The organism is Microbacterium sp. Root61 (assembly GCF_001427525.1).
In the GTDB taxonomy this organism is placed as follows: Bacteria; Actinomycetota; Actinomycetes; order Actinomycetales; family Microbacteriaceae; genus Microbacterium.
Genome location: NZ_LMGU01000001.1, coordinates 2,950,771 through 2,971,541, shown reverse-complemented (window position 1 = coordinate 2,971,541; position 20,771 = coordinate 2,950,771). Strand labels below are relative to the sequence as shown.

19 protein-coding genes are annotated in these 20,771 nt (G+C 70.5%); 12 read left to right on the top strand and 7 right to left on the bottom strand.

The features are described from left to right. Positions 1-158: 158 nt before the first annotated feature. Entirely contained in the window at positions 159-1,073 is a 915-nt protein-coding gene (locus tag ASD65_RS14025) for a serine hydrolase (protein WP_056224930.1), read from the bottom strand. Between the two features lie 180 nt (positions 1,074-1,253). Further along, complete coding sequence (locus tag ASD65_RS14020) at positions 1,254-3,236, bottom strand: M13 family metallopeptidase (protein ID WP_056223650.1); 1,983 nt, start codon at positions 3,234-3,236, stop codon at positions 1,254-1,256. A 96-nt stretch (positions 3,237-3,332) separates the two neighbouring features. On the opposite strand from ASD65_RS14020, the gene ASD65_RS14015 reads away from it, so the two are divergent. Both ASD65_RS14015 and ASD65_RS14010 read left to right on the top strand, forming a co-directional pair. Beyond that, complete coding sequence (locus ASD65_RS14015; RefSeq protein WP_056223648.1) at positions 3,333-4,673, top strand: MATE family efflux transporter; 1,341 nt, start codon at positions 3,333-3,335, stop codon at positions 4,671-4,673. A gap of 74 nt (positions 4,674-4,747) precedes the next feature. Continuing rightward, complete coding sequence (locus ASD65_RS14010) at positions 4,748-5,281, top strand: hypothetical protein (RefSeq protein WP_056223646.1); 534 nt, start codon at positions 4,748-4,750, stop codon at positions 5,279-5,281. Here ASD65_RS14010 and ASD65_RS14005 read toward each other — a convergent pair. Continuing rightward, a complete protein-coding gene (locus tag ASD65_RS14005; protein WP_082561933.1) occupies positions 5,272-5,973 on the bottom strand; it encodes a TrmH family RNA methyltransferase in 702 nt (233 codons plus the stop codon). The genes ASD65_RS14010 and ASD65_RS14005 overlap by 10 nt on opposite strands. A 205-nt stretch (positions 5,974-6,178) precedes the next feature. On the opposite strand from ASD65_RS14005, the gene ASD65_RS14000 reads away from it, so the two are divergent. Both ASD65_RS14000 and ASD65_RS13995 read left to right on the top strand, forming a co-directional pair. Next, positions 6,179-7,501, top strand: a complete 1,323-nt coding sequence (locus tag ASD65_RS14000) for an Nramp family divalent metal transporter (protein WP_082561780.1) — start codon at positions 6,179-6,181, stop codon at positions 7,499-7,501. 38 nt (positions 7,502-7,539) lie between these two features. After that, positions 7,540-8,175, top strand: coding sequence for a metal-dependent transcriptional regulator (locus ASD65_RS13995; protein ID WP_056223645.1), 636 nt, complete (start codon positions 7,540-7,542; stop codon positions 8,173-8,175). Between the two features lie 29 nt (positions 8,176-8,204). Here ASD65_RS13995 and ASD65_RS13990 read toward each other — a convergent pair whose 3' ends face one another. Then, positions 8,205-8,501 carry a helix-turn-helix domain-containing protein gene (locus tag ASD65_RS13990; RefSeq protein WP_056223643.1) on the bottom strand — a complete coding sequence of 99 codons (297 nt, stop codon included), beginning with the start codon at positions 8,499-8,501 and terminating at the stop codon, positions 8,205-8,207. Positions 8,502-8,567: 66 nt separating this feature from the next. Between ASD65_RS13990 and map the strand changes: the two genes are divergently transcribed. Continuing rightward, complete coding sequence (gene map / locus ASD65_RS13985) at positions 8,568-9,344, top strand: type I methionyl aminopeptidase (protein ID WP_056223641.1); 777 nt, start codon at positions 8,568-8,570, stop codon at positions 9,342-9,344. 32 nt (positions 9,345-9,376) lie between these two features. Here map and ASD65_RS13980 read toward each other — a convergent pair whose 3' ends face one another. Further along, entirely contained in the window at positions 9,377-10,348 is a 972-nt protein-coding gene (locus ASD65_RS13980; RefSeq protein WP_056223639.1) for an SDR family NAD(P)-dependent oxidoreductase, read from the bottom strand. 75 nt (positions 10,349-10,423) lie between these two features. Here ASD65_RS13980 and ASD65_RS13975 point away from each other — a divergent pair, with 75 nt between their 5' ends. Beyond that, complete coding sequence (locus ASD65_RS13975) at positions 10,424-11,233, top strand: HAD-IIA family hydrolase (RefSeq protein WP_056223637.1); 810 nt, start codon at positions 10,424-10,426, stop codon at positions 11,231-11,233. A 1-nt stretch (position 11,234) separates the two neighbouring features. Here the strand turns inward: ASD65_RS13975 and ASD65_RS13970 are convergent, their stop codons facing one another. Continuing rightward, a complete protein-coding gene (locus tag ASD65_RS13970) occupies positions 11,235-12,212 on the bottom strand; it encodes a winged helix-turn-helix transcriptional regulator (RefSeq protein WP_082561779.1) in 978 nt (325 codons plus the stop codon). A 132-nt stretch (positions 12,213-12,344) separates the two neighbouring features. On the opposite strand from ASD65_RS13970, the gene ASD65_RS13965 reads away from it, so the two are divergent. The 3 genes from ASD65_RS13965 to ASD65_RS13955 all read left to right on the top strand — a co-directional run bounded on the left by ASD65_RS13965 (position 12,345) and on the right by ASD65_RS13955 (position 16,560). Then, positions 12,345-14,069, top strand: a complete 1,725-nt coding sequence (locus ASD65_RS13965) for a class I adenylate-forming enzyme family protein (RefSeq protein WP_235566719.1) — start codon at positions 12,345-12,347, stop codon at positions 14,067-14,069. Positions 14,070-14,134: 65 nt separating this feature from the next. Next, positions 14,135-15,316: a thiolase family protein gene (locus ASD65_RS13960; RefSeq protein ID WP_056223633.1), complete on the top strand. Its 1,182-nt coding sequence runs from the start codon at positions 14,135-14,137 to the stop codon at positions 15,314-15,316. 14 nt (positions 15,317-15,330) lie between these two features. Next, a complete protein-coding gene (locus ASD65_RS13955) occupies positions 15,331-16,560 on the top strand; it encodes an acetyl-CoA acetyltransferase (protein ID WP_056223632.1) in 1,230 nt (409 codons plus the stop codon). Between the two features lie 77 nt (positions 16,561-16,637). Here the strand turns inward: ASD65_RS13955 and ASD65_RS13950 are convergent, their stop codons facing one another. Further along, positions 16,638-17,600, bottom strand: coding sequence for an NAD(P)H-dependent flavin oxidoreductase (locus ASD65_RS13950; protein WP_056224915.1), 963 nt, complete (start codon positions 17,598-17,600; stop codon positions 16,638-16,640). Positions 17,601-17,729: 129 nt separating this feature from the next. Here ASD65_RS13950 and ASD65_RS13945 point away from each other — a divergent pair, with 129 nt between their 5' ends. Genes ASD65_RS13945 through ASD65_RS13935 form a run of 3 tightly spaced genes read left to right on the top strand, consistent with a single transcriptional unit; the run spans position 17,730 to position 20,769 of the window. Continuing rightward, complete coding sequence (locus tag ASD65_RS13945; RefSeq protein WP_056223631.1) at positions 17,730-18,503, top strand: SDR family oxidoreductase; 774 nt, start codon at positions 17,730-17,732, stop codon at positions 18,501-18,503. Next, on the top strand, positions 18,503-19,723 hold the full coding sequence (locus tag ASD65_RS13940; RefSeq protein WP_056223628.1) for an acyl-CoA dehydrogenase family protein: 1,221 nt from the start codon (positions 18,503-18,505) through the stop codon (positions 19,721-19,723). Before ASD65_RS13945 ends, ASD65_RS13940 begins: the two co-directional genes overlap by 1 nt. Further along, on the top strand, positions 19,720-20,769 hold the full coding sequence (locus ASD65_RS13935; protein ID WP_056223627.1) for a phosphotransferase family protein: 1,050 nt from the start codon (positions 19,720-19,722) through the stop codon (positions 20,767-20,769). Before ASD65_RS13940 ends, ASD65_RS13935 begins: the two co-directional genes overlap by 4 nt. Positions 20,770-20,771: the final 2 nt, after the last annotated feature.

Genomic DNA, 20,771 nt, shown 5'->3' with positions numbered 1-20,771 from the left:
CTCGACAATGCTCGAGAGCGCGGGCCCCGAGGGCAGAGGCGCCTCGAGGCGCTGCTGACGCGGTCCGCTGCGGGCGAGACTCAGCAGGTGACGGGGTCCGTGGCATGCACGTGGTGCGCAGCGATCGAGCGAACGCCCCGCCCGAAGACGCGCTCCGCCTAGAAGACGTACTCCATCAAGTCCGTACCGAGAATGCGGAAAGCCTCGTGCGCGCGCAGCCGATGCGTGATCGACAGGTCGTCGAAGCAGACGATCAGGGCGTACGAGACACCTGCCCGTGGACCGGCGAGCACGCCCGCCTCGACGCGGATGCCGGCATCCCGACCCGTCTTGTTGATGAAGAGCAGCCCGTGCTCGTCGTTCTCGTGCGCGAACGGGTCCAGCCCCGTCGCGGAGGCGACCAATGACAGATCGTGGTTGAGGCTCAACCACTCCGCGACCTGAGCGCTCACCCCGGCCGACACGACCTGCGAGTTCACCAGCGCGGCGAACACCTCGGCGAGTTCGCGCGCGGAGCCCAGTGCGAAGTGCGGTGCGTCGTCGGGACCGCGCACGTCGCGCACCCGATCCAGCAGCGCCGACCGTGCGAGCCCGAGCTGCTCGATGCGCGCACGCACCGCCGGCAGCCCGACGCGTGCCAGCAGCGCGTTCGCGGCCAAGGCATCGCCCGACGCCGCGGTCAGCACTGCGAGATCGCACAGCGGCAGGGCCGGCGCCTTCAGGTGCTGCCATACGCCCGCCACCGAGACCGGCTTGACCGAGCCGCGCTCGATGATCTCCAGCGGCTCCAGTGTGCCGTCCTCGAACGCCGCGGCCAGCTCGATGAGCAGCGGCACGATGCCCAGACCGGCGATGGGCAGCGTCACGAAGTCGTCGCCCGACAGCACGGCCGTGCCGCGATCCAGGTCGTTGATGCGGACCGAGATGCGCGCGCCGGACGCGGCGAGCTCATCGAGCGCTTTCAGCGTCGATGCGAACGATCGGCGACCGACCGCCGCCCGCCTCGGCAGTCTTCTATTGCTGCGTCGCGACCCCCGTAGCGACTCAGTGTCCCGTTTGGGCTCAGGGGGCATGCCCACGAGCGGGGTTCCTTCCGGTGGAGTGAGAGAACAGGATGTGCAGGCGCCCCCAGAGGCGCATGCGGGTACATCGGATGGGGCTTTGTGTTCAGTTTTCAGTGAAGCTCAATGCGGCGCAGACCGCAAGGAGCCGTGCGTGATCACCGCGGCTGGCCCCATTGCCCGCCGCCGTGATCACCAGATCGTGACGCGCTGATCCTCGTCGAGCCAGAGCTCGTCGGTCTCGGTGACCTCGAATGCCTCGTAGAACGCGTCGATGTTGCGGACGATCTGATTGCAGCGGAACTCGTTGGGCGAGTGCGGATCGATCGTCAGCAGACGGATCGTCTCGGCATCCCGTCCCTTCTGCTGCCAGATCTGACCCCACGAGAGCAGCAGGCGCTGCACGCCGGTGAGACCGTCGATGACCGGGGCCTCGACCGGGTCGCCCTCGGGCGTGGTGCCGAGCGACAGCGCGTACGCCTTGAGCGCGATGCTGAGACCACCGAGGTCGCCGATGTTCTCGCCGATCGTGAGCGCGCCGTTGACCTTGTTCTCCTCGGGCAGACCACGCGGAACCAACGCGTTGTACTGCTCGATGAGCGACTTGGTGCGCTCCTCGAACGCAGCGCGGTCGTCGTCGGTCCACCAGTCGCGCAGCGATCCGTCGCCGTCGTAACGGCTGCCCTGATCGTCGAAGCCGTGACCGATCTCGTGGCCGATGACCGCACCGATGCCGCCGTAGTTGGCCGCGGCATCCCGATCCGCATCGAAGAACGGGTACTGCAGGATCGCGGCGGGGAAGACGATCTCGTTCATCAGCGGGTTGTAGTACGCGTTGACCGTCTGCGGCGTCATGAACCACTCGTCGCGATCGATCGGCTGGCCGACCTTGCCCAGCTGACGATCGTGCTCGTGCACGTGTGCGCGGCGGACGTTGCCGACCAGATCGGATGCGTCGACCTCGAGCGTGGAGTAGTCCTTCCACTTGACCGGGTACCCGATCTTCGGGGTGAACGCGTCGAGCTTGGCGAGCGCGCGCTCGCGGGTCTCGGGCGTCATCCACTCCAGGGAGCGGATGCTCTGGCGGTACGCCTCGATGAGGTTCGCGACCAGCTCGTCCATGGCGACCTTGGCCGCCTCCGGGAAGTGGCGCTCGACGTAGACGCGACCGACGGCCTCGCCCAACGCCGCCTCGACCAGTCCGACGCCGCGCTTCCACCGCTCGCGGTTGACCGGGACGCCGGTGAGCTGCGTGCCGTAGAAGCCGAAGTTCTCCTCGACGAAGGCATCCGGGAGGAACGCCGCGGCGGAGTGGACGACCTTCAGCCGCAGCCACGCCTTCCAGTCTTCGAGGCGCTCCGGGGTGAGCAGCGCTCCGAGACCCTCGAGGAAGCTCGGCTGGTAGACGACGACCTCGCCGAACACGTCCGGGTGGTGCGGCGCGATGCCCTCGAGCCAGGGCGCGAGATCCACGCCGGCGAGCGCGACAGTCTCGTCCCAGCTCTTCAGGTTGTAGGTGGCCATCGCGTCGCGGCTGCGCACGTTGTCCCAGTGGTGGGTGGCCAGCTCGGTCTCGAGTGCGAGGATCCGCTCCGCGGCATCCGTCACATTCTCGATGCCGGCCAGCCCGAGGATCCGCTCGACGTGCGCACGGTACGCGGTACGTGTGTCGGCGAAGTTGTCGAGTCGGTAGTAGCTCTCATCCGGCAGCGAGATGCCGCTCTGGATCAGGAACGGGACGTACCGCGTCGGGTCGCCCGGGTCGGGCTCGACGTAGAGGTCGATGAGTCCGCCGATGCCGTCGCGCTCGAGCGTGCCGACCGTGCGCAGCAGCGCGGGGATGCTGTCGATCGCATCGACGGCGGCGAGATTCGCGGCCAGCGGGGATGCCCCGCGCTCGTCGATCGTCGCGGTGTCCATGAAGCTCGCGTACAGGTCGCCGATCTTGCGGGTCTCGGTGCCGGGCTCGGCATCCGGGGACTCCTCGATGATCGTGCGGACGTCCTTCTCAGCCTGCTCGGCGATGAGATGGAAGGAACCCCAGCGCGCCTTGTCTTCCGGGATCTCCGTGCGTTCGAGCCACAGTCCGTTGACATGGCGGAACAGGTCGTCCTGCGGGCGGATCTCGACGCTCAGCTCGTCCAGCGCGAGACCGGATCGGGGGGAATCGGTCATGCGGTCCAGGATATGTCCCCCCGCCCCCACCCGGTCACACCCTGGGGAGACTCGGTGACAACACCCGGGGAACGTTCGCCGCCCTAGGCTCGATGGGTGGCATCCGACGGCACCGCACCGCGCGACACGGTCAATCGCGACATCCTGCGCCTCGCCGTCCCGGCGCTCGGCGCGCTGATCGCCGAGCCGCTGTTCCTCATCGTGGATTCGGCCCTCGTCGGGCACCTCGGCGTCGTGCCGCTGGCCGGACTCGGCATCGCCTCGGCGGTGCTGCAGACGATCGTCGGGCTGATGGTGTTCCTCGCGTACTCCACGACCCCCGCCGTCGCTCGGCGGTTCGGCGGCGGCGAACCGGGGCGCGCGGTCTCGGCGGGCATCGACGGGATGTGGCTCGCGCTCGGGCTCGGCGCCATCCTCGCGCTCGTGGGGTACGTCACGACCCCCTGGCTCGTCGGGCTGTTCGGCGCCGGCCCGGAGGTCGCAGCACAGGCCGAGATCTACCTCGGCATCTCGATGTGGGGACTGCCGGCGATGCTCGTGGTGTTCGCCGCGACCGGGCTGCTGCGCGGTATGCAGGACACCGTCACACCGCTGTGGATCGCGGGGCTCGGGTTCGCGTTGAACGCCGGACTGAACTGGCTCCTGATCTACGGTCTCGGCTGGGGCATCGCCGGTTCCGCGGCCGGGACTGTCGTCGCGCAGTGGAGCATGGTGGCCGCGTACGTCGTCGTCATCGGACGCCTCGCGCGCCGGCACGAGGCATCCGTCCTCCCGCAGCGAGAGGGGGTCGGCGGCACCGCGCGCTCCGGTGGCTGGATGTTCCTGCGGACCCTGAGCCTGCGCGCGGCGCTGCTCGCGACGGTGGCGGTGGCGACCGGGCTCGGCACCGCTGAGCTGGCCGGGTGGCAGGTCGTGTTCATCATCTTCTCCACGGCGGCGTTCGCCCTGGACGCGCTGGCCATCGCCGCGCAGGCGCTCATCGGCAAGGCTCTCGGCGCTCACGACCGAGGCACGGTGAAGCGCGTGCTGCGCCGTACGCTCGCGTGGGGAGCGTGGTTCGGCGTGATCGTGGGCGCGATCGTCGGAGCGTTCTCCGGCGTGATCGGACTGCTGTTCACCGGGGATCCCGAGCTCGCCGCGCTGATCCAGCCCGCGCTGATCGTGCTCGCGGTGGCCCAGCCACTGGCCGGCGTCGTGTTCGTGCTGGACGGCGTGCTGATCGGGGCGGGCGACGCGAAGTACCTCGCGATCGCGGGCGGGCTCAACCTCGTGGTGTTCGTGCCGGCGCTCGTGATCGTGGCCGTGGTCGGCGCAGGGGATGCCGCTGGGCTGGCGTGGCTCGCGTTCAGCTTCTTCGGCGTCTACCTGCTCGCGCGGCTGGCGACGCTCGGCTGGCGCGTGCGCGGCGATGCCTGGATGCGCGTCGGCGCGGTCTGAGCCTCAGCGATCTCCCATCTCGCGGTGACGCAATCGTGACTGCGGAATCGCGCGTGGCGACGTACCGTGGAGAGATGACACGTCGACGAATCGGTGCGGTCGCGGCATCCCTCGCCGTGGCGGTCGCGCTGCTCGCCGGCTGTTCGGGCGGAAGCACACCGACCACTCCGTACGGTCAGCCGACGCTGAGCGCGCCGCCGTCGAAAGAGGCCGACCCCGGTGCGCTGCCGGCCGGCGCCGCCATCGACGACTGGGCCGCCGCCGTGCTGCCCCCCGATCGTGCCGGCGGTGCCAGTGCGGTCGCGCGAGTGAGCGGCGAGGTCTCCCCCGACATGGACGCCGTGATCGACCTGACCCAGCCCGAAGGCGTCTGGGACGTGACGATCATCTGCCAATCCGCAGACGGATCTGCGCTCACCCTCACGCCCGCACCGAACGAGCTGAACGAGCTGAAGCCGCTCGCGTGCTCCTCGCCCGCCGCCCCGGACGGCGGCGACCACCTCACGATCACGTTCGACGGCGGCAGCGAGGGCACACTCACCCTCAGCGCCGACGCGGCCGCCGTGTACGTCTACGAGATCCGCGCGCACACCGCGGGTCAGGACTGATCCGCCCAGCGGCGACACCACTCGTACATCACGACAGCGGCGGCGGCGCTGGCGTTGATCGACCGCGTCGAGCCGTACTGGGTGATCTCCACGACCCCGGATGCCGCGACCAGCGCCTCGGGTGAGAGCCCCGGGCCTTCCTGCCCGAACAGCAGCACGCACCGCTGCGGCAGGTCGGCGCGATCGACCGCGACCGAACCGGGCACGTTGTCGACGGCGACGATCGGCAGGTCTTCGGCTTGCGCCCACGCGGCGAAGGTCGCGACATCCTCGTGGTGCACGACGTGTTGGTAGCGATCGGTCACCATCGCCCCGCGGCGATTCCATCGGCGACGCCCGATGATGTGCACGGTATCGGCGAGGAACGCGTTGGCGCTGCGCACGATCGACCCGATGTTCATGTCGTGCTGCCAATTCTCGATCGCGACGTGGAAGCCGTGCCGATGCTGGTCGAGGTCGGAGACGATCGCGTCCATGCTCCAGTAGCGGTAGCGGTCGATGACGTTGCGTCTGTCGCCTTCGGCGAGCAGTACGGCGTCGTAGTGCGGGTCCGTCGGCCATTCGCCGGGCCAAGGCCCGACGCCGTACGGCAACTGCGGCTCGTCGGTCGCAGCCGAGTCGGTCGCAGCCGAGTCGGGCGCGGCCGTGTCGAGCGCGGCCGAGTCCGGCGCAGTTCCGTCCGCAGGAGGCATGTCGGTCACCCCGCAAGGCTATCCGGGCTCGGCGCGGCCCCTGCCCGTCGCTCGGTCTGTCTGCCACCGGCCCGTGTCGCGAGTCCCGCTCGCCCGTCGCAATCGACTCCATCTGCCAACAGATCGCGACAGGGGGACGGAGCCACGACGCGAGAGTGAGGCATCAATCTTTCGGTTCACCGAAATCTCCGCTAGATTTTTCGGTATGCCGAAATCAGCGGGGATCGACGTACAGACCACGGGGGCGCCACAGCGCCTCCACGCGACGGATGCCGCGAGCACGACGGGTCGCCGGCCGGGGCGACGCCGCGCCTCCACCCCGCGCGTCGCGTGGCTGCTCGGGCCGGCGCTGGTCGCCGGCGTCGCCTACCTCGATCCGGGCAACGTCGCCAGCAACATGACTGCCGGCGCCCGGTTCGGCTACCTGCTCGTGTGGGTCGTCGTGCTCGGCAACATCATGGCCTGGCTGATCCAGTACCTCTCCGCCAAGCTCGGCATCGTCACGGGGCAGAGCCTGCCGGAGGTGCTCGGTGCGCGCATGCGCAACCGCTGGGGGCGTCGCGCGTACTGGCTGCAGGCCGAGCTCGTCGCGATGGCGACCGACATCGCCGAAGTCATCGGCGGGGCGGTCGCGCTGAACCTGCTGTTCAACGTCCCGCTGCTGTGGGGCGGACTGATCACGGGGGTGATCTCGCTCGCCCTGCTCATCGTGCAATCCCGGCGCGGCGCGAAGACGTTCGAGTTCGTCGTGATCGGTCTCATCGCCATCATCGCGGTGGGCTTCACGTTCGGCGTCTTCATCGGACCGCCCGACCCGGCGGGCGTGATCGGCGGGCTCGTCCCCCGCTTCGAGGGCACCGATTCGGTGCTGCTGGCGGCATCCATCCTCGGCGCGACGATCATGCCGCACGCGATCTACGCGCACTCCGCGCTGGCACGCGACCGCTTCGTCCCCGACGGTGTCCGCGGCATCCCGACCGGCAGGCTCCTGCGCGCCACACGCTGGGACGTCAGTATCGCGATGCTCATCGCCGGCACCGTCAACCTCTGCATCCTGCTCCTGGCCGCGGCCAACCTCGCCGGCGTGCCCGGCACCGACACCCTCGAGGGCGCCTACCACGCGCTGTGGAACGGCATCGGGCCGGCCGTCGCAACCCTCTTCGCCGTCGGGCTGCTGGCCAGCGGACTGGCGTCGACCTCCGTCGGCGCATACGCCGGGGCGGAGATCATGCACGGACTGCTGCACGTGCGCATCCCGCTGATCGCGCGGCGACTGGTCACCCTGATCCCCGCCCTGATCATCCTCGGCATCGGGTTCGACCCGACCCTCGCCCTGGTGCTGAGCCAGGTGGTGCTGTCGTTCGGCATCCCGTTCGCGCTGATCCCGCTGGTCTGGCTGACCGCCAAGAACGAGGTGCTCGGCACATTCCGCAACCGCTGGGGAACGACCGCGGCCGGAGTCGCGGCATCCGTGTTCCTGATCACCCTGAACGGCGTACTGCTGTGGCTGCTGCTCAGCGGGGCCTAGACATGCAGCGCGCGGGCAGTCGCGGGTAGCCTGTCTGCGTGCCCTCCCCCGCTGTCGATGACTACCTCAAGACGATCTACCACCACACCGAGTGGCAGACCGAGAAGATCACGCCCTCGCAACTCGCGGTCGTGCTGGGGCTCGCTCCGTCGAGTGTGACCGAGATGGTGCAGAAGCTCGCGGCCCAGGGTCTGGTGACCCACCGCCCGTACGGTCCGATCTCACTGAGCCCCGACGGCGAGCGCCGCGCGGCCGCCGTGATCCGCCGCCACCGGCTCATCGAGACGTGGCTCGTCAGCGAGTTCGGCTACACGTGGGACGAGGTGCACGACGAGGCAGAAGTGCTCGAGCACGCGCTCAGCGACCGGCTGCTGGAGGGCATCGACGCGCGCCTCGGACACCCGCGGTACGACCCGCACGGCGATGCGATCCCGGATGCCTCGGGGTCGGTGCAGCGGGAGCCGTTCGTCCTGCTCGCCCAGGCCGGCGCCGGGTACACCGGTCGGGTGCTGCGCGTGAGCGACCGCGATCCCGAGCTGCTGCGCGTCCTGGAGGACGCCGGCGTGCGCCCCGGCGCCACGATCGAGGTGCGGGAAGCCGCAGCCCTCCTGATCGACGGCGCTCCGCTCGCGCTCCCCGACGAGGCGATCGATGCCGTGTGGCTCACGGCCTGAGGGGCTGACGCGTCGGCTTGTACTGGGACCTAGGACGCGAGTCCCGCTCGTGCGCCGGAGTCGACCGGCTCGCCACGACGCTCTGCCGCGTTGATCTCACCCCACACCGCGTCGAGGGAGAGCCCGAGAACCTCCGCGATCGCGGCGATGGTCGGGAACGCCGGGGTGGCGATGCGTCCGGTCTCGATCTTGCGGAGCGTCTCCGGCGAGATGCCCGCATCGAGGGCGGTCTCGAGCATGGAGCGCTCACCTCGGGCGCGGCGCAGCAGCGATCCGAGACGCTGCCCGCGCTCGACCTCTGTCGGCGTCAGCGGCAATCGGACCATGCGTCCGATTGTAGTACCGGGATGATATGGCCGGTATAGTTATTGGATGCCTGAGACGAGCATCGCATGATCGAGATCCTGAACGCCACACAGCTGGACCGCGCCAGGCGGTCGGGCGCACTGGTCGCGCACATCCTCCAGACGCTGAAGACGCGCAGCACCGTGGGCACCAACCTCCTGGACATCGACCAGTGGGCACAGAGCATGATCGCCGAGGCAGGCGCGGTGTCCTGCTACGTCGACTACGCGCCGTCGTTCGGACGCGGCCCCTTCGGCCACTACATCTGCACCGCCGTCAATGACGCCGTGCTGCACGGGCTGCCCCACGACTACGCGCTCGCCGACGGCGATCTGCTGACGCTCGACCTCGCGGTGGCCCTGGACGGCATCGCCGCAGACTCGGCGATCAGCTTCATCGTGGGCGAGTCGCAGCCGCCGGAGAGCATCGCACTGATCAGCGCGACCGAGCATGCCCTCAGCGCGGGCATCGCGGCCGCCAGGCCCGGTGCGCGGGTCGGCGACATCTCCCGTGCCATCGGCACGGTGTTGCGAGAGGCCGGCTATCCCATCAACGTGGAGTTCGGCGGCCACGGCATCGGCTCGACGATGCACCAGGATCCGCACGTCGCGAACACCGGCCGTCCGGGTCGCGGCTACATCCTGCGCCCGGGGCTGCTGCTCGCGCTCGAACCGTGGGTGATGGCGGATACGGCCTCGCTGCGCACCGACCCCGACGGATGGACGCTCCGCAGCGCGACCGGATGCCGGACCGCGCACAGTGAGCACACGATCGCCATCACCGACGACGGGCCGGAGATCCTCACCCTGGCGGCATCGACGTAGGCCGCCCGCGCAGGCCCGCGACGACGCCCCGCTCAGGCTCGGGACGACTTCGGGACGGCGGACACCGCCTCGAACGGCCAGCGCATCCGCGCGGCGTTCTCGCACACGGTCCACAGCCGCTCCGCGATCTCGGTGTTGCGCGTGATCTTCGAAGGCTTCGCGAGTACGGGTGCTCCGTGCGAGACGTACCGCGGGCCCCAGAACTGGCCGCTCTCGACCTGGCGGTCCGTCAACGCACGCACCAGCGTCCAGGCGCCGCGCTCCTTGGACTGTGCGAACGCGGCCTGCAGGTTGTCGGCGAACCGCGTCATGCGGCTCGGCTCGTTCACCCCCACGATGCCGCGCGTGCGCCCGCTGGCGGAGTACCCCGGATGCGCGACAACGCTCTGCACCGGGACGAAATGCGCGCGCAGCCGCCGATCGGCCTCCAGTCCCAGTGCGGCGGTGGCAACCTTCGACTGCACGTACGCCCGCCAGGGCGTGTAACCCTCGACCAGCTGCGGGTCGACCGGGTCGTACGGGGTCAGCGCGGTGGACATGCTCCCGACCCACACCATGCGCCCAGCCGCCGCGGCCAGCGCGGGCAGGAGGGCGCCGGCCAGCGCGTAGTGGCCCAGCACGTTGGTCGCGAACACGATCTCATTGCCGTCCATGGTGGTCTCGCGCGTACGCGGCGGATGCACGATGCCGGCGTTCAGCAGCAGTCCGTTCAGGCGTCCGCGTGCTTTCACGGTCGCCGCGGCCGCACGCACCGAGCCGAGGTTGCTGGTATCGAGCAGCAGCGTTTCGAGCGAGGCATCCGGCACCCGTCGCAGCACCGCGGCGCGAGCGCCAGCCAGCCGATTCGGGTTGCGGCCGGTCATGATGACGTGAGCGCCGGCACCCGTGAGCTGCTCCACCGCGAAGTAGCCCAGACCCCGCGTGGCGCCCGTGACGAGGTACTTGCGGCCGGTGAGATCCGGCGGATTCGTCGGGTCCCATACCGGCGCTGGATCAGGGGTCACGCTCGCGAGCCTACCCCCGCCCCCCGGGCCCCGCGGCCCCCACGCCGGGCAGGGTGCGGGGCCTAGGCTTGCCGCATGCGTACCCGTGCAGAGATCGAATGTTGGCTCACCGATATGGACGGCGTTCTGGTGCACGAGAACACCCCCGTACCGGGGGCGGCCGAGCTGCTGGAGCAGTGGCGGGAGGACGGCACGCCGTTCCTCGTGCTGACGAACAACTCCATCTTCACGCCGCGGGATCTCAGCGCACGGCTGCGCCAGTCGGGCCTCATCGTGCCCGAGGCGGCCATCTGGACCTCGGCACTGGCGACCGCCGACTTCCTGCGGGGCCAGGCTCCCGGTGGGTCCGCCTTCGTCATCGGCGAGGCCGGGCTGACCACTGCCCTGCACGAGGCCGGGTTCATCATGACCGAGACCGAGCCCGACTACGTCGTGGTCGGCGAGACCCGCAACTACTCGTTCGAGGCGATCACCAAGGCCATCCGCTTCATCGGCGCCGGTTCCCGCTTCATCGCCACCAATCCCGACGCGACCGGGCCCTCGACGGATGGCGTGCTGCCGGCGACCGGTGCCATCTCGGCGCTCATCACCAAGGCCACCGGCATGGAGCCCTATGTGGTCGGCAAGCCGAACCCGATGATGTTCCGCTCGGCCCTGAACCGGATCGGCGCGCACTCCGAGACGACCGGCATGATCGGCGACCGCATGGACACCGACATCGTGGCCGGCATCGAGGCGGGGCTGCACACGGTGCTCGTGATGACCGGCATCAGCGACCTCGCCGAGATCGAGCGGTACCCTTTCCGCCCCGACGAGGTGCTCGACTCGGTCGCCGACCTGATCCGTCCGGAGCCGGTCGAGAGCGACCTGCCCGAAGTGCTCTGAGTCAGTCCGGTTCGCCGACTTCGATGTCGGGGCCGTGCAGGCCCACTCCGCACTGATCGCAGACGAGCTCACCGCGGAACGGCGCTCCGCAGACAAGGTGCATGCGTTCGAGTACCGGCCCCTCGTCGGACACGTACCAGCGCTGCGCCCAATCCACGACCATGTCGATCACGGGGAACAGTGCTCGCCCCTTGCGCGTCAGACGGTACTCCGACCAGTCGGCACGATCGCTGCTGGCCACCGGCTCCAGGACATCGTGCTCGCACAGCGAGGTCAGCCGCTCGGCGAGAACGCTCGGCGGGCAGCCGAGGACGTCCTGGTAGTCACTGAACCGGCGGATGCCGCGGAAGGCCGCGCCGACGATCGCCGCCGACCAGCGGTTGCCGAGCACCGCCATCGTGCTGGGATAGAACACCTTCGCACCGCTCGTGGCAGAACGTCGGCGGGTCGTGGCTCCGGGCACGGTCCGCTGCCAGCCGCCGCTCGGCCCCCACACCACGTGCAGGTGCCGCGCATCCACGGGCTGGCCGCAGTGACGGCAGCGGTACGACGGTGTCATCTCCTGGCCGCAGACGCGGTGGCGCATGGGCGGGGTGCGGATGGGATCCGTGGAAGCCATCCGGCGCTCCCAGCTCCAGATCGCGATCAGCACGGGCCAGAGCGACCAGCCGCGCGGGGCGAGCCGGTACTCGGAGCGGGGCGGATGCTCCTGGTACTGCCGGCGGTCCATCAATCCCTCGGAGACGAGCGTCTCGAGCCGTTGCGAGAGCACGGCGTGCGAGATCGGCAGCACCGCCTGGAACTGCGAGTACCGGGTCGCCCCGTCGAGCGCGGCGCGCACCAGGAGCAGCGTCCATTCGTCGCCGAGCAACCCGATCGCCCGGGCCAGCGCGTTGGGGCCGTCACCGTGCAGGATCGTCGCCCGATCGCGCGGGTCCGCTTGCGCGGAATCCGCCTGCTCGGTGGCCTCGACGTTCATTTTCCGAGCTTATCGAGCATCTCTGCTTGAAGTCACTCTGCTAAGTGCAGTATGGTCGCTCCCACATCCCCCACACTCCGACGTCGACGTCGACGTCGACGTCGCGGGATCTCAAACGGCAAGGAGGCCACCGTGATTGAACGTCGAGACCGTCTGCACCCGGATGCGCGGGTCAGCGAGTACACCGACAAGGGATGGTGGACCGCCGAGACCATCGACGGGATCTTCCGCGGGCAGGTCGCCGAGCGCGCCGACAAGCTCGCGATCGTCGACCCCGCCAACCGCGTCGATCTCGACGGCAACGAGCCCCGCCGCCTCACCTGGGGCGAGTTGGGCAGCGAGGTGACGGCGCTGGCCGCACGTCTGCTTGAGCACGGCGTCGGACGCGGCGACCTCATCGGCGCCCAGCTGCTGAACTCGATCGAACTCGCCGAGCTGTACCTTGCGGCCTGGACGATCGGCGCCGCGGTCTCGCCGCTGGCGATGCAGTACCGCGAGAACGAGATCGGCCAGATGAGCCGCGGGGCGGCCTTCGACGTCGTCGTGGCCGCGCGCCGCTTCGCCGATCGCGCACCCGCCGAAGACATCGCGCGCCTCACGCGCGGCACCACCGTGCGCACCGTCTTCTGCTTCGACACGGGCGACCAGCCGCTCGGCGAGGACGTCATCGACCTGACGCCGGCTGCGGCCACCGCAGCGGATGCGGCCGCCGTCGAGGCCTACCGCGCCGCGCACCCGAACGACCCGAACGACTGCGTCACCATCTGCTGGACCTCGGGCACCGAAGGCCTGCCGAAGGGCGTCATGCGCGCCCACTACGACTGGCTCGCATTCAGCTGGGCGACGCTGGATGCCCCGCGCGTCATCGCCGAGGACGTGCTGCTGAACCCGTTCCCGATGATCAACATGGCCGGCATCTGCGGCATGATGCTCCCGTGGCTGCGCTCGGGTGCGGCCCTCGTGCAGCACCACCCGTTCGACGCACCGACCTTCTTCCGCCAGATCGCCGTGGAGCGCGTCACGTACACGCTCGCTCCCCCGGCGATGCTGTGGATGCTGCTGAACAACGAAGAGCTGCTCAGCCGGATCGACCTGAGCAGCCTCACCCGGATCGGCTCCGGGTCCGCGCCGCTGCAGCCCGCGATGGTGCGCGGCTGGCAGGAGCGGTTCGGCCTCAGCGTGATCAACTTCTTCGGCTCGAACGAGGGCGTCGCACTGCTCTCCAGCTCCGAGGACTTCCCCGACCCGGACGAGCGCGCCCTGTTCTTCCCGCGCTACGGCGCCGAGGGCGCGCACTGGTCCTCGCGCGTGGGCGACTGGATCAAGGTCAAGCTGGTCGACCTCGAGACCGGCGAGGTCATCACCGAGCACGGCCGGGCGGGCGAGCTGCACATCGCGGGACCGCACGTGTTCCCCGGCTACGCGGACATGGCCAACCTCAACACCCCGTTCGACGAGGAGGGCTACCTCAAGACCGGCGACATGTTCGAGATCGCCGGCCAGACGGGGCAGTTCCTGCGCTACGTCGACCGCGCGAAGGACATCATCATCCGCGGCGGGATGAACGTGGCTCCGGCCGAGCTCGAGGCGCACATCTCCGATCACCCGGACGTGATGGACGTCGCCGTCGTCGGCTACCCCGACGACGCGCTCGGCGAGCGGATCGCGGTGATCGTGGTGCCGCGTCCGGACACCGCGCCCACGCTGGAGTCGATCGTGGAGCTGCTCCGCGGCCACCAGCTCGCCTCGTTCAAGCTGCCGGAGCGCCTCGAGGTGCGCGACGTGCTGCCGCGCAACCCCGTGGGCAAGGTGCTCAAGCGCGACCTGCGCGAGTCGCTGACCGCGCCCGTCGCCTGAGCCGCGGCATCCGACACCGCACGACCCGCACGACGCACGACGCATGAACAAGGAGCTGTGAATCAGTGAGTGAGGCATTCATCTACGACACCGTCCGCACGCCGCGGGGACGGGTCAAACGCGGCGGGGGAACACTCGCCGGAGTGCCGTCGTACGAACTGCTGGCACAGCTCCTTCGTGAGCTCGGCACGCGGGGGCTTCCCGCGGAGCGCGTCGACGACGTGGTCATCGGGGTCAACACCCCCGCTGCCGAGCAGGCTACGGACCTCGCCCGCGTGGCGATCATGGCGGCCGAGTGGCCCGACACTGTGCCCGCGGGCATCGTGTCGCGGATGTGCTGTTCGGGACTGGATGCGATCGCGTCGGCGTCCGCGCAGGTGCGCTCGGGCCAGGCCGACCTCGTCGTCGCGGGCGGCGCCGAGTCGCTCTCGCGGGTGCCGATGTTCAGCGACAAGCCGACGCTGGCGACGGATGCCGAGCTCGGCGAGCTGACCGGCTTCGTCACGATCGGCGTCTCGGCCGACCTCACCGCCGCCGAGCACGGCTTCAGCCGCGAAGAGCTCGATGCCTACGCCGTGCAATCGCATCTGCGCGCGGCCGCGGCGCCGGAGTGGGAGTCGATCGTGCCGGTGCGCGTCGACGGCGAGGTGATCCTGCGCACCGACGAGGGCGCCCGTCCCGACACGACCGCGGAGGGCCTGGCCGCCCTCGCCCCGCTCTTCGGCGACGACCCCCTGTGGGCGCGCGTGGAGGCCCGCTTCCCGGGGTTCAGCCGCCCGAGCGCCGGGCTGCACACCGTCGCGACGGCGCCGCAGCTGAGCGACGCGGCATCCGCCATCGTGATCGGCTCGGCCGAGGCGGGCCGCTCCATGGGACGCGAACCGCTGGGTCGCGTGGTGTCGTGGGCGCACACCGCCGCCCGCTCGCCGCGCCTGGACGGTGCCGCCGAGGCGGCCCGCCGCGCGCTGGCGAAGGCCGGCATCGGCATCCAGGACGTCCGCGTGGCGGAGTTCAACGAGTCGTTCTCCGTGACCCCGCTGCTACTCATGCGCGAGCTCGGCATCTCCGCCGACAAGGTGAACGTCCACGGCGGCGGCGTCTCGGTCGGGCACCCGCTCGGCGCCACCGGCGGCATCCTGCTGGCCAACGCGATGGACCTGCTGCGGCGCTCCGGCGGCGGTTACGGACTCCTGGTCATCCCGGCCGCCCTGGGCGTGTCGATGGCCGTCGTCATCGAGAGCTTCTGAGGCGAGGAACGCACATGACCCGCGAGAACATCTGGATCCTGGGCGGCTACCAGTCCGACTTCGCCCGCAACTACACGCGCGAGGGCCTCGACTTCGCCGACCTGACCCGGGAGGTGGTCGACGGCACGCTCCGCGACGCCGGCACCGCGGGCAACGGCATCGACGTGGTGCACGTCGGCAACGCCTTCGGCGAGCTGTTCGCGCACCAGGGGCACCTCGGCGCGATGCCGGCGACGGTGCACGACGAGCTGTGGGGCACCCCCTCGTCGCGGCACGAAGCCGCGTGCGCCTCGGGCGGGATCGCCCTGCTGAGCGCGATCGCCGACCTCCGCGCCGGTGACTACGACTCCGCGCTCGTGGTGGGCGTCGAGCTGGAGAAGACCGTGCCCGGCGACGTCGGAGCCGGCCACCTCGGTGCGGCCGCGTGGACCGGACACGAGGGCCAGGACGCGAAGTTCATGTGGCCGTACATGTTCGCCCGCGTGGCGGACGAGTACGACCGCCGCTACGGCCTGGACGACCGTCACCTGCACATGATCTCGCAGCTCAATCTCGACCACGCCAAGCGCAACCCGCTCGCGCAGACGCGCGGGTGGGACGTGCCCGATCTCATCGCCACAGGATCGGATGACGCGGTCAACCCTCTCGTCGAGGGACGCCTCCGGCGCTACGACTGCAGCCAGATGACCGACGGCGGTGCCGGCGTCGTGCTGGTCACCGACCGGTACCTGCGCGCCCACCCGGACGCCCGCCCCATCGGCGTCATCCGCGGCTGGGGTCATCGCACGGTCGGCATCGGGATCGACGCGAAGCTGGCCCGCGATGCCGAGAACCCGTACGTCATGCCGCACGTGAAGCAGGCGCTGGACGACGCGTTCGCGCGCGCACACGTCGGCCTCGAGGACCTCCACGGCCTCGAGACGCACGACTGCTTCTCGGCGAGCGAGTACCTCGCGATCGACCACATCGGACTCACGGCGCCGGGGCAGTCCTGGCAGGCCGTCGAGGAGGGCACCATCCGCCTGGGCGGCGCTCTCCCGATCAACCCCAGCGGCGGCCTCATCGGCGGCGGACACCCGGTCGGCGCGAGCGGCGTGCGGATGCTGCTGGATGCTGCCCTGCAGGTCTCGGACCGTGCCGGCGAGTACCAGATCGAGGGCGCCAAGACGATGGCGACCCTGAACTTCGGCGGCTCGACCGCCACGACCGTCACCTTCGTCGTGGGCGAGGCCGCCTCGGCCTGAGCCGCGCACGCCGCGGGAAAGGCCCGGTCCGACGATGAGTCGGACCGGGCCGTTTCGGGCTGCGGGCGGGGTTCGGGCTACGCGCGCGGCGCGAGCACCCCGTACCGGGCGGCGGTCCGGTCGAGGGCGGCGGTGAACTCCTCGGCGAGCCGGTCGACGACGTCAGCGACCGGCTCGACGGCACGGATGACCTCGATGCTCTGGCCGGCGGCCCAGATGTCCTTCCAGCGCCCCTGCACATCGGTGGCGCCGTCGTAGTTGCGCTCGGCCGGAGCTGCCAGGACGGCCGGATCGTAGCCGTTGGCGATCAGGCTCGGCTTCAGCCACGAGGCATCCGTCCCGGTGACGGCGGGCGTGACGACGAGGTCGTCCACCCCGTACTGCACGACCATGTCCTTGTACTCGGTCGCCGCCATGCTCTCGGTCGTCGCGAGGAAGCGCGTACCGACGTAGACGAGGTCGGCACCGGTCGTCACGGCACCCGCGATCGAGGCGCCGGATCCGATGCCGCCCGCGACCACGACGATGCCGTCGAAGAACTCGCGCACACCCGCGACGAACGCGAACGGCGACAGGTGCCCGGTATGGCCACCGGCACCCGCCGAGACGCACGCCAGTCCGTCGGCACCGGCGGCGACGGCCTTGCGCGCCAGTCCGATGCTGACGACGTCGGCGATGACGATGCCGCCGTAGGCGTGGACGGTCTCGATCGCCGGCTTCGGCGACCCCAGTGCCGTGATCACGATGGGCGGACGGTGCTTCGCGACCATAGCCAGGTCGTCGGCGAGGCGTCCGTTGGTGCTGTGGGTGACGAGGTTGACCGCCCACGGGGCGACGTCCTCCCCGGCGGCCTTGGCCGCATCCAGCTCTTCGACGATCTGCGTCATCCAGCGGTCGAGGTCTTCCACCGTGCGGCAGTTCGGCGTCGGGAACGATCCGACGATGCCGGCGCGGCAGGCCGCGATGACCAGCTCCGGTCCCGAGATCAGGAACATCGGCGCCGCGATGACGGGCACCCGCAGATCAGTCAATGAAGTCATGTCGATCGTCCTCTCATGCGCTTCGCCCTCGATGCGCAGAACCATTATGCTACAACTAGCAGAGTCAGTCGGGTTCGCGCGTCGCTCTGCAGGTTGCCCGCGACGACGCGGCGCAGAGAGGATCGATCCATGACAGCTCCCACTCCTCCGACGGCGAGGTTCGCGAAGCGCACCGCCGTGCTCACCGGAGCCAGCCGCGGCATCGGCTTCGCCGTCGCCGAGCGGCTGGTCTCCGAGGGCGCCCGAGTCGTGATCACCGCCCGCCACGAAGAGGGTCTGGCCCGCGCGGTCGATGCCCTGGGCGGCGAAGAGTACGCGATCGGCATCGCCGGGCGGGCGGATGACGCCGAGCACCGCGCCGCCGTGGTCGCGACCGCGATCGAACGCTTCGGCGGCATCGACATGCTCGTCAACAACACCGGCATCAACACCGTGTACGGACCCATGATCGACCTCGACCTCGCTGCTGCGCGCAAGATCGTCGAGGTCAACTGCCTCGCGACACTCGGGTGGGCGCAGGAGGTGTACCGCGGCTGGATGCGCGAGCACGGCGGCGCGATCGTGAACGTCTCGTCGGTCGCCGGCCTGCGCCCGGCGCAGGGCATCGGCTTCTACGGGGCGAGCAAGGCGATGCTGCGTCACATGACCGAGCAGCTCGCGGTGGAACTGGCGCCGGGGATCCGCGTCAACGCCGTCGCCCCCGCGGTGGTCAAGACGCAGTTCGCGGAGAAGCTGTACGAGTCGGGCGAGGAAGCCCTCGCGGCCGGGTACCCGATGCGCCGACTGGGCGTCCCGGAGGATGTCGCGTCCGCCGTCGTCTACCTGCTGTCCGACGAGGCGTCCTGGACGACGGGGCAGACCCTCGTCGTCGATGGCGGCATCCTGCTGAGAGGAGGCGTGTGATGTCGGCATCCGATCTCGCATCTTCGACCCCTGCCCGCTCCGTCGCCGAGATCACGGCGGCCACAACGGCGTTCGTCCGCACGACGGTGCTGCCGCTCGACGACCTGCACGACGGCGACATCGCTGCTGCGGGCGGAGATGAGCTGCGCGTGCGACTGCAGGGCGCTGCGAAGGATGCCGGCGTGTTCGCGCCGCACGCCCCGGTCGCACTCGGCGGCCTCGGGCTCAACATGCTCGACCGCGCCCCCGTGTTCGAGGCCGCGGGGTACTCGCTGTTCGGGCCGGTGGCGCTGAACATCCAGGCCCCGGACGAGGGCAACATGCACCTGCTGGAGAAGCTGGCGACGCCGCCTCAGGCGGAGCGCTTCCTCGGACCGCTGGTGCGCGGCGAGCTGCGCTCGGCGTTCGCGATGACCGAGCCCTCCCCCGGTGCCGGCTCGGACCCCTCGGCGTTGCGCACGCGCGCCACGCGGGTGGACGGCGGCTGGCTCGTCAACGGGCGCAAGCAGTTCATCACCGGCGCGGATGGCGCGGGGTTCTTCATCATCATGGCCCGCACCGCAGGCGAACCCGGGGATCTGTCCGGCGCGACCATGCTGCTCGCCGCCGCGGACACCCCCGGCATCACCGTCGTGCGCCACATCGCCACGATCGACCGCGCCTCGCTCGGCGGTCACTGCGAGGTCACGTTCGAGGATGTGTTCGTCCCGGACGAGGACGTCCTCGGCGGCGCGGACGAAGGCTTCGCGTACGCGCAGGTGCGTCTCGGACCGGCGCGGATGACACACGTGATGCGGTGGCTCGGCGCCGCCCGCCGCGCGCACGACACCGCCCTGACCTACGTGAACGAACGCGAGATGTTCGGGTCGCGTCTCGGCGACCTCGGCATGACGCAGCAGGCGATCGCCGACAGCGAGATCGATCTGGCCGCCACGCGCGCACTGCTGCGCGAGGCGTGCGCCGAGCTCGACGCGGGCGGACGCGGGGCGACCTCGACGTCGATCGCGAAGACCTTCGCGGCCGAAGCGCTCGGCCGCGTCGCCGACCGCGCGATGCAGATGTGCGGTGGCCTGGGGGTCTCTGCGGAGCTGCCCATCGCCCGGGTCGCCCGCGAGTTGCGGCCGTTCCGCATCTACGACGGCGCCTCCGAGGTGCACCGCTGGTCGATCGCACGTCGGGCACTGGGGAAGGCCCGTCGGGACGCGGAAGCGGCACGATGACGGAACTCACCCCTACCGAACTCGGCCGCATCCGGGAGGTCCTCGAGGCGAACGGCACCGAGACGGCGGGACCGCTGGCGGCGACGCTGATCACCGGCGGCCGGTCCAACCTCACCTTCCGCCTCGACGACGGCGCGCGCGCCTGGGTCCTGCGGATGCCGCCGCGGAGCGGACGGACCCCCTCCGCGCACGATGTCGGCCGCGAGTTCCGGGTCACCCGTGCGCTGCAGGGCACGCCCGTGCCGGTGGCCGAGGCCGTCGTCTTCTGCACCGACGAGACGGTGGTGGGCGGCCCCTTCGCGGTCGCGGCCTTCGTCAGCGGTGCGTCCATCCAGACCGAGGACGACCTCCTCGCTCTGGATGAACCGACCCGCACCGCGGCGATGACCGAGCTGGTGCGCACCCTGGCGGCGCTCCACCGGGTCGACCATGTCGCCGCCGGTCTCGCCGACTTCGGCCGCCCCGACGGCTACGCCCAGCGCCAGCTGCGACGCTGGAGCGGCCAGTGGGAGCTGGTGGCCACTCCCGACGCCGAGACGACGGATGCCGCCGCCGCGCTGATCGCCCGGTTGCAGCAGGCGATGCCCGGCCGACAGCGCTCGACCGGGATCGTGCACGGCGACTACCGCGTCGACAACACGCTGCTGCAGCTCGGCCCGACCCCGCGCGTGCTCGCGGTCGTCGACTGGGAGCTGTCGACCATCGGCGACCCCGTCGCCGATGTCGCGATGATGTGCGCGTACCGGCATCCCGCGCTCGATCTCATCCTGGGCAGTCCGACCGCCTGGACCGCCGCGACCCTGCCTTCGGCCGGGGCGCTGGCCGCCGAGTACGAGGCCGAGGGCGGCGCACCTCTGGAGGACTGGGCGTTCCACTTGGCGCTAGCCCGGTTCAAGATCGCGGTGATCGCGGCCGGCATCGACCATCGTCGGCGCGCGGGCTCGGGCAGCGGTCCCGGCTTCGACAGCGCCGGCGATGCCGTGCTCCCGTTCCTGTCGGCCGGGCTCGAGGCCGCCGCCGAGATCCGGAGCACGCCGATCGGCTGACC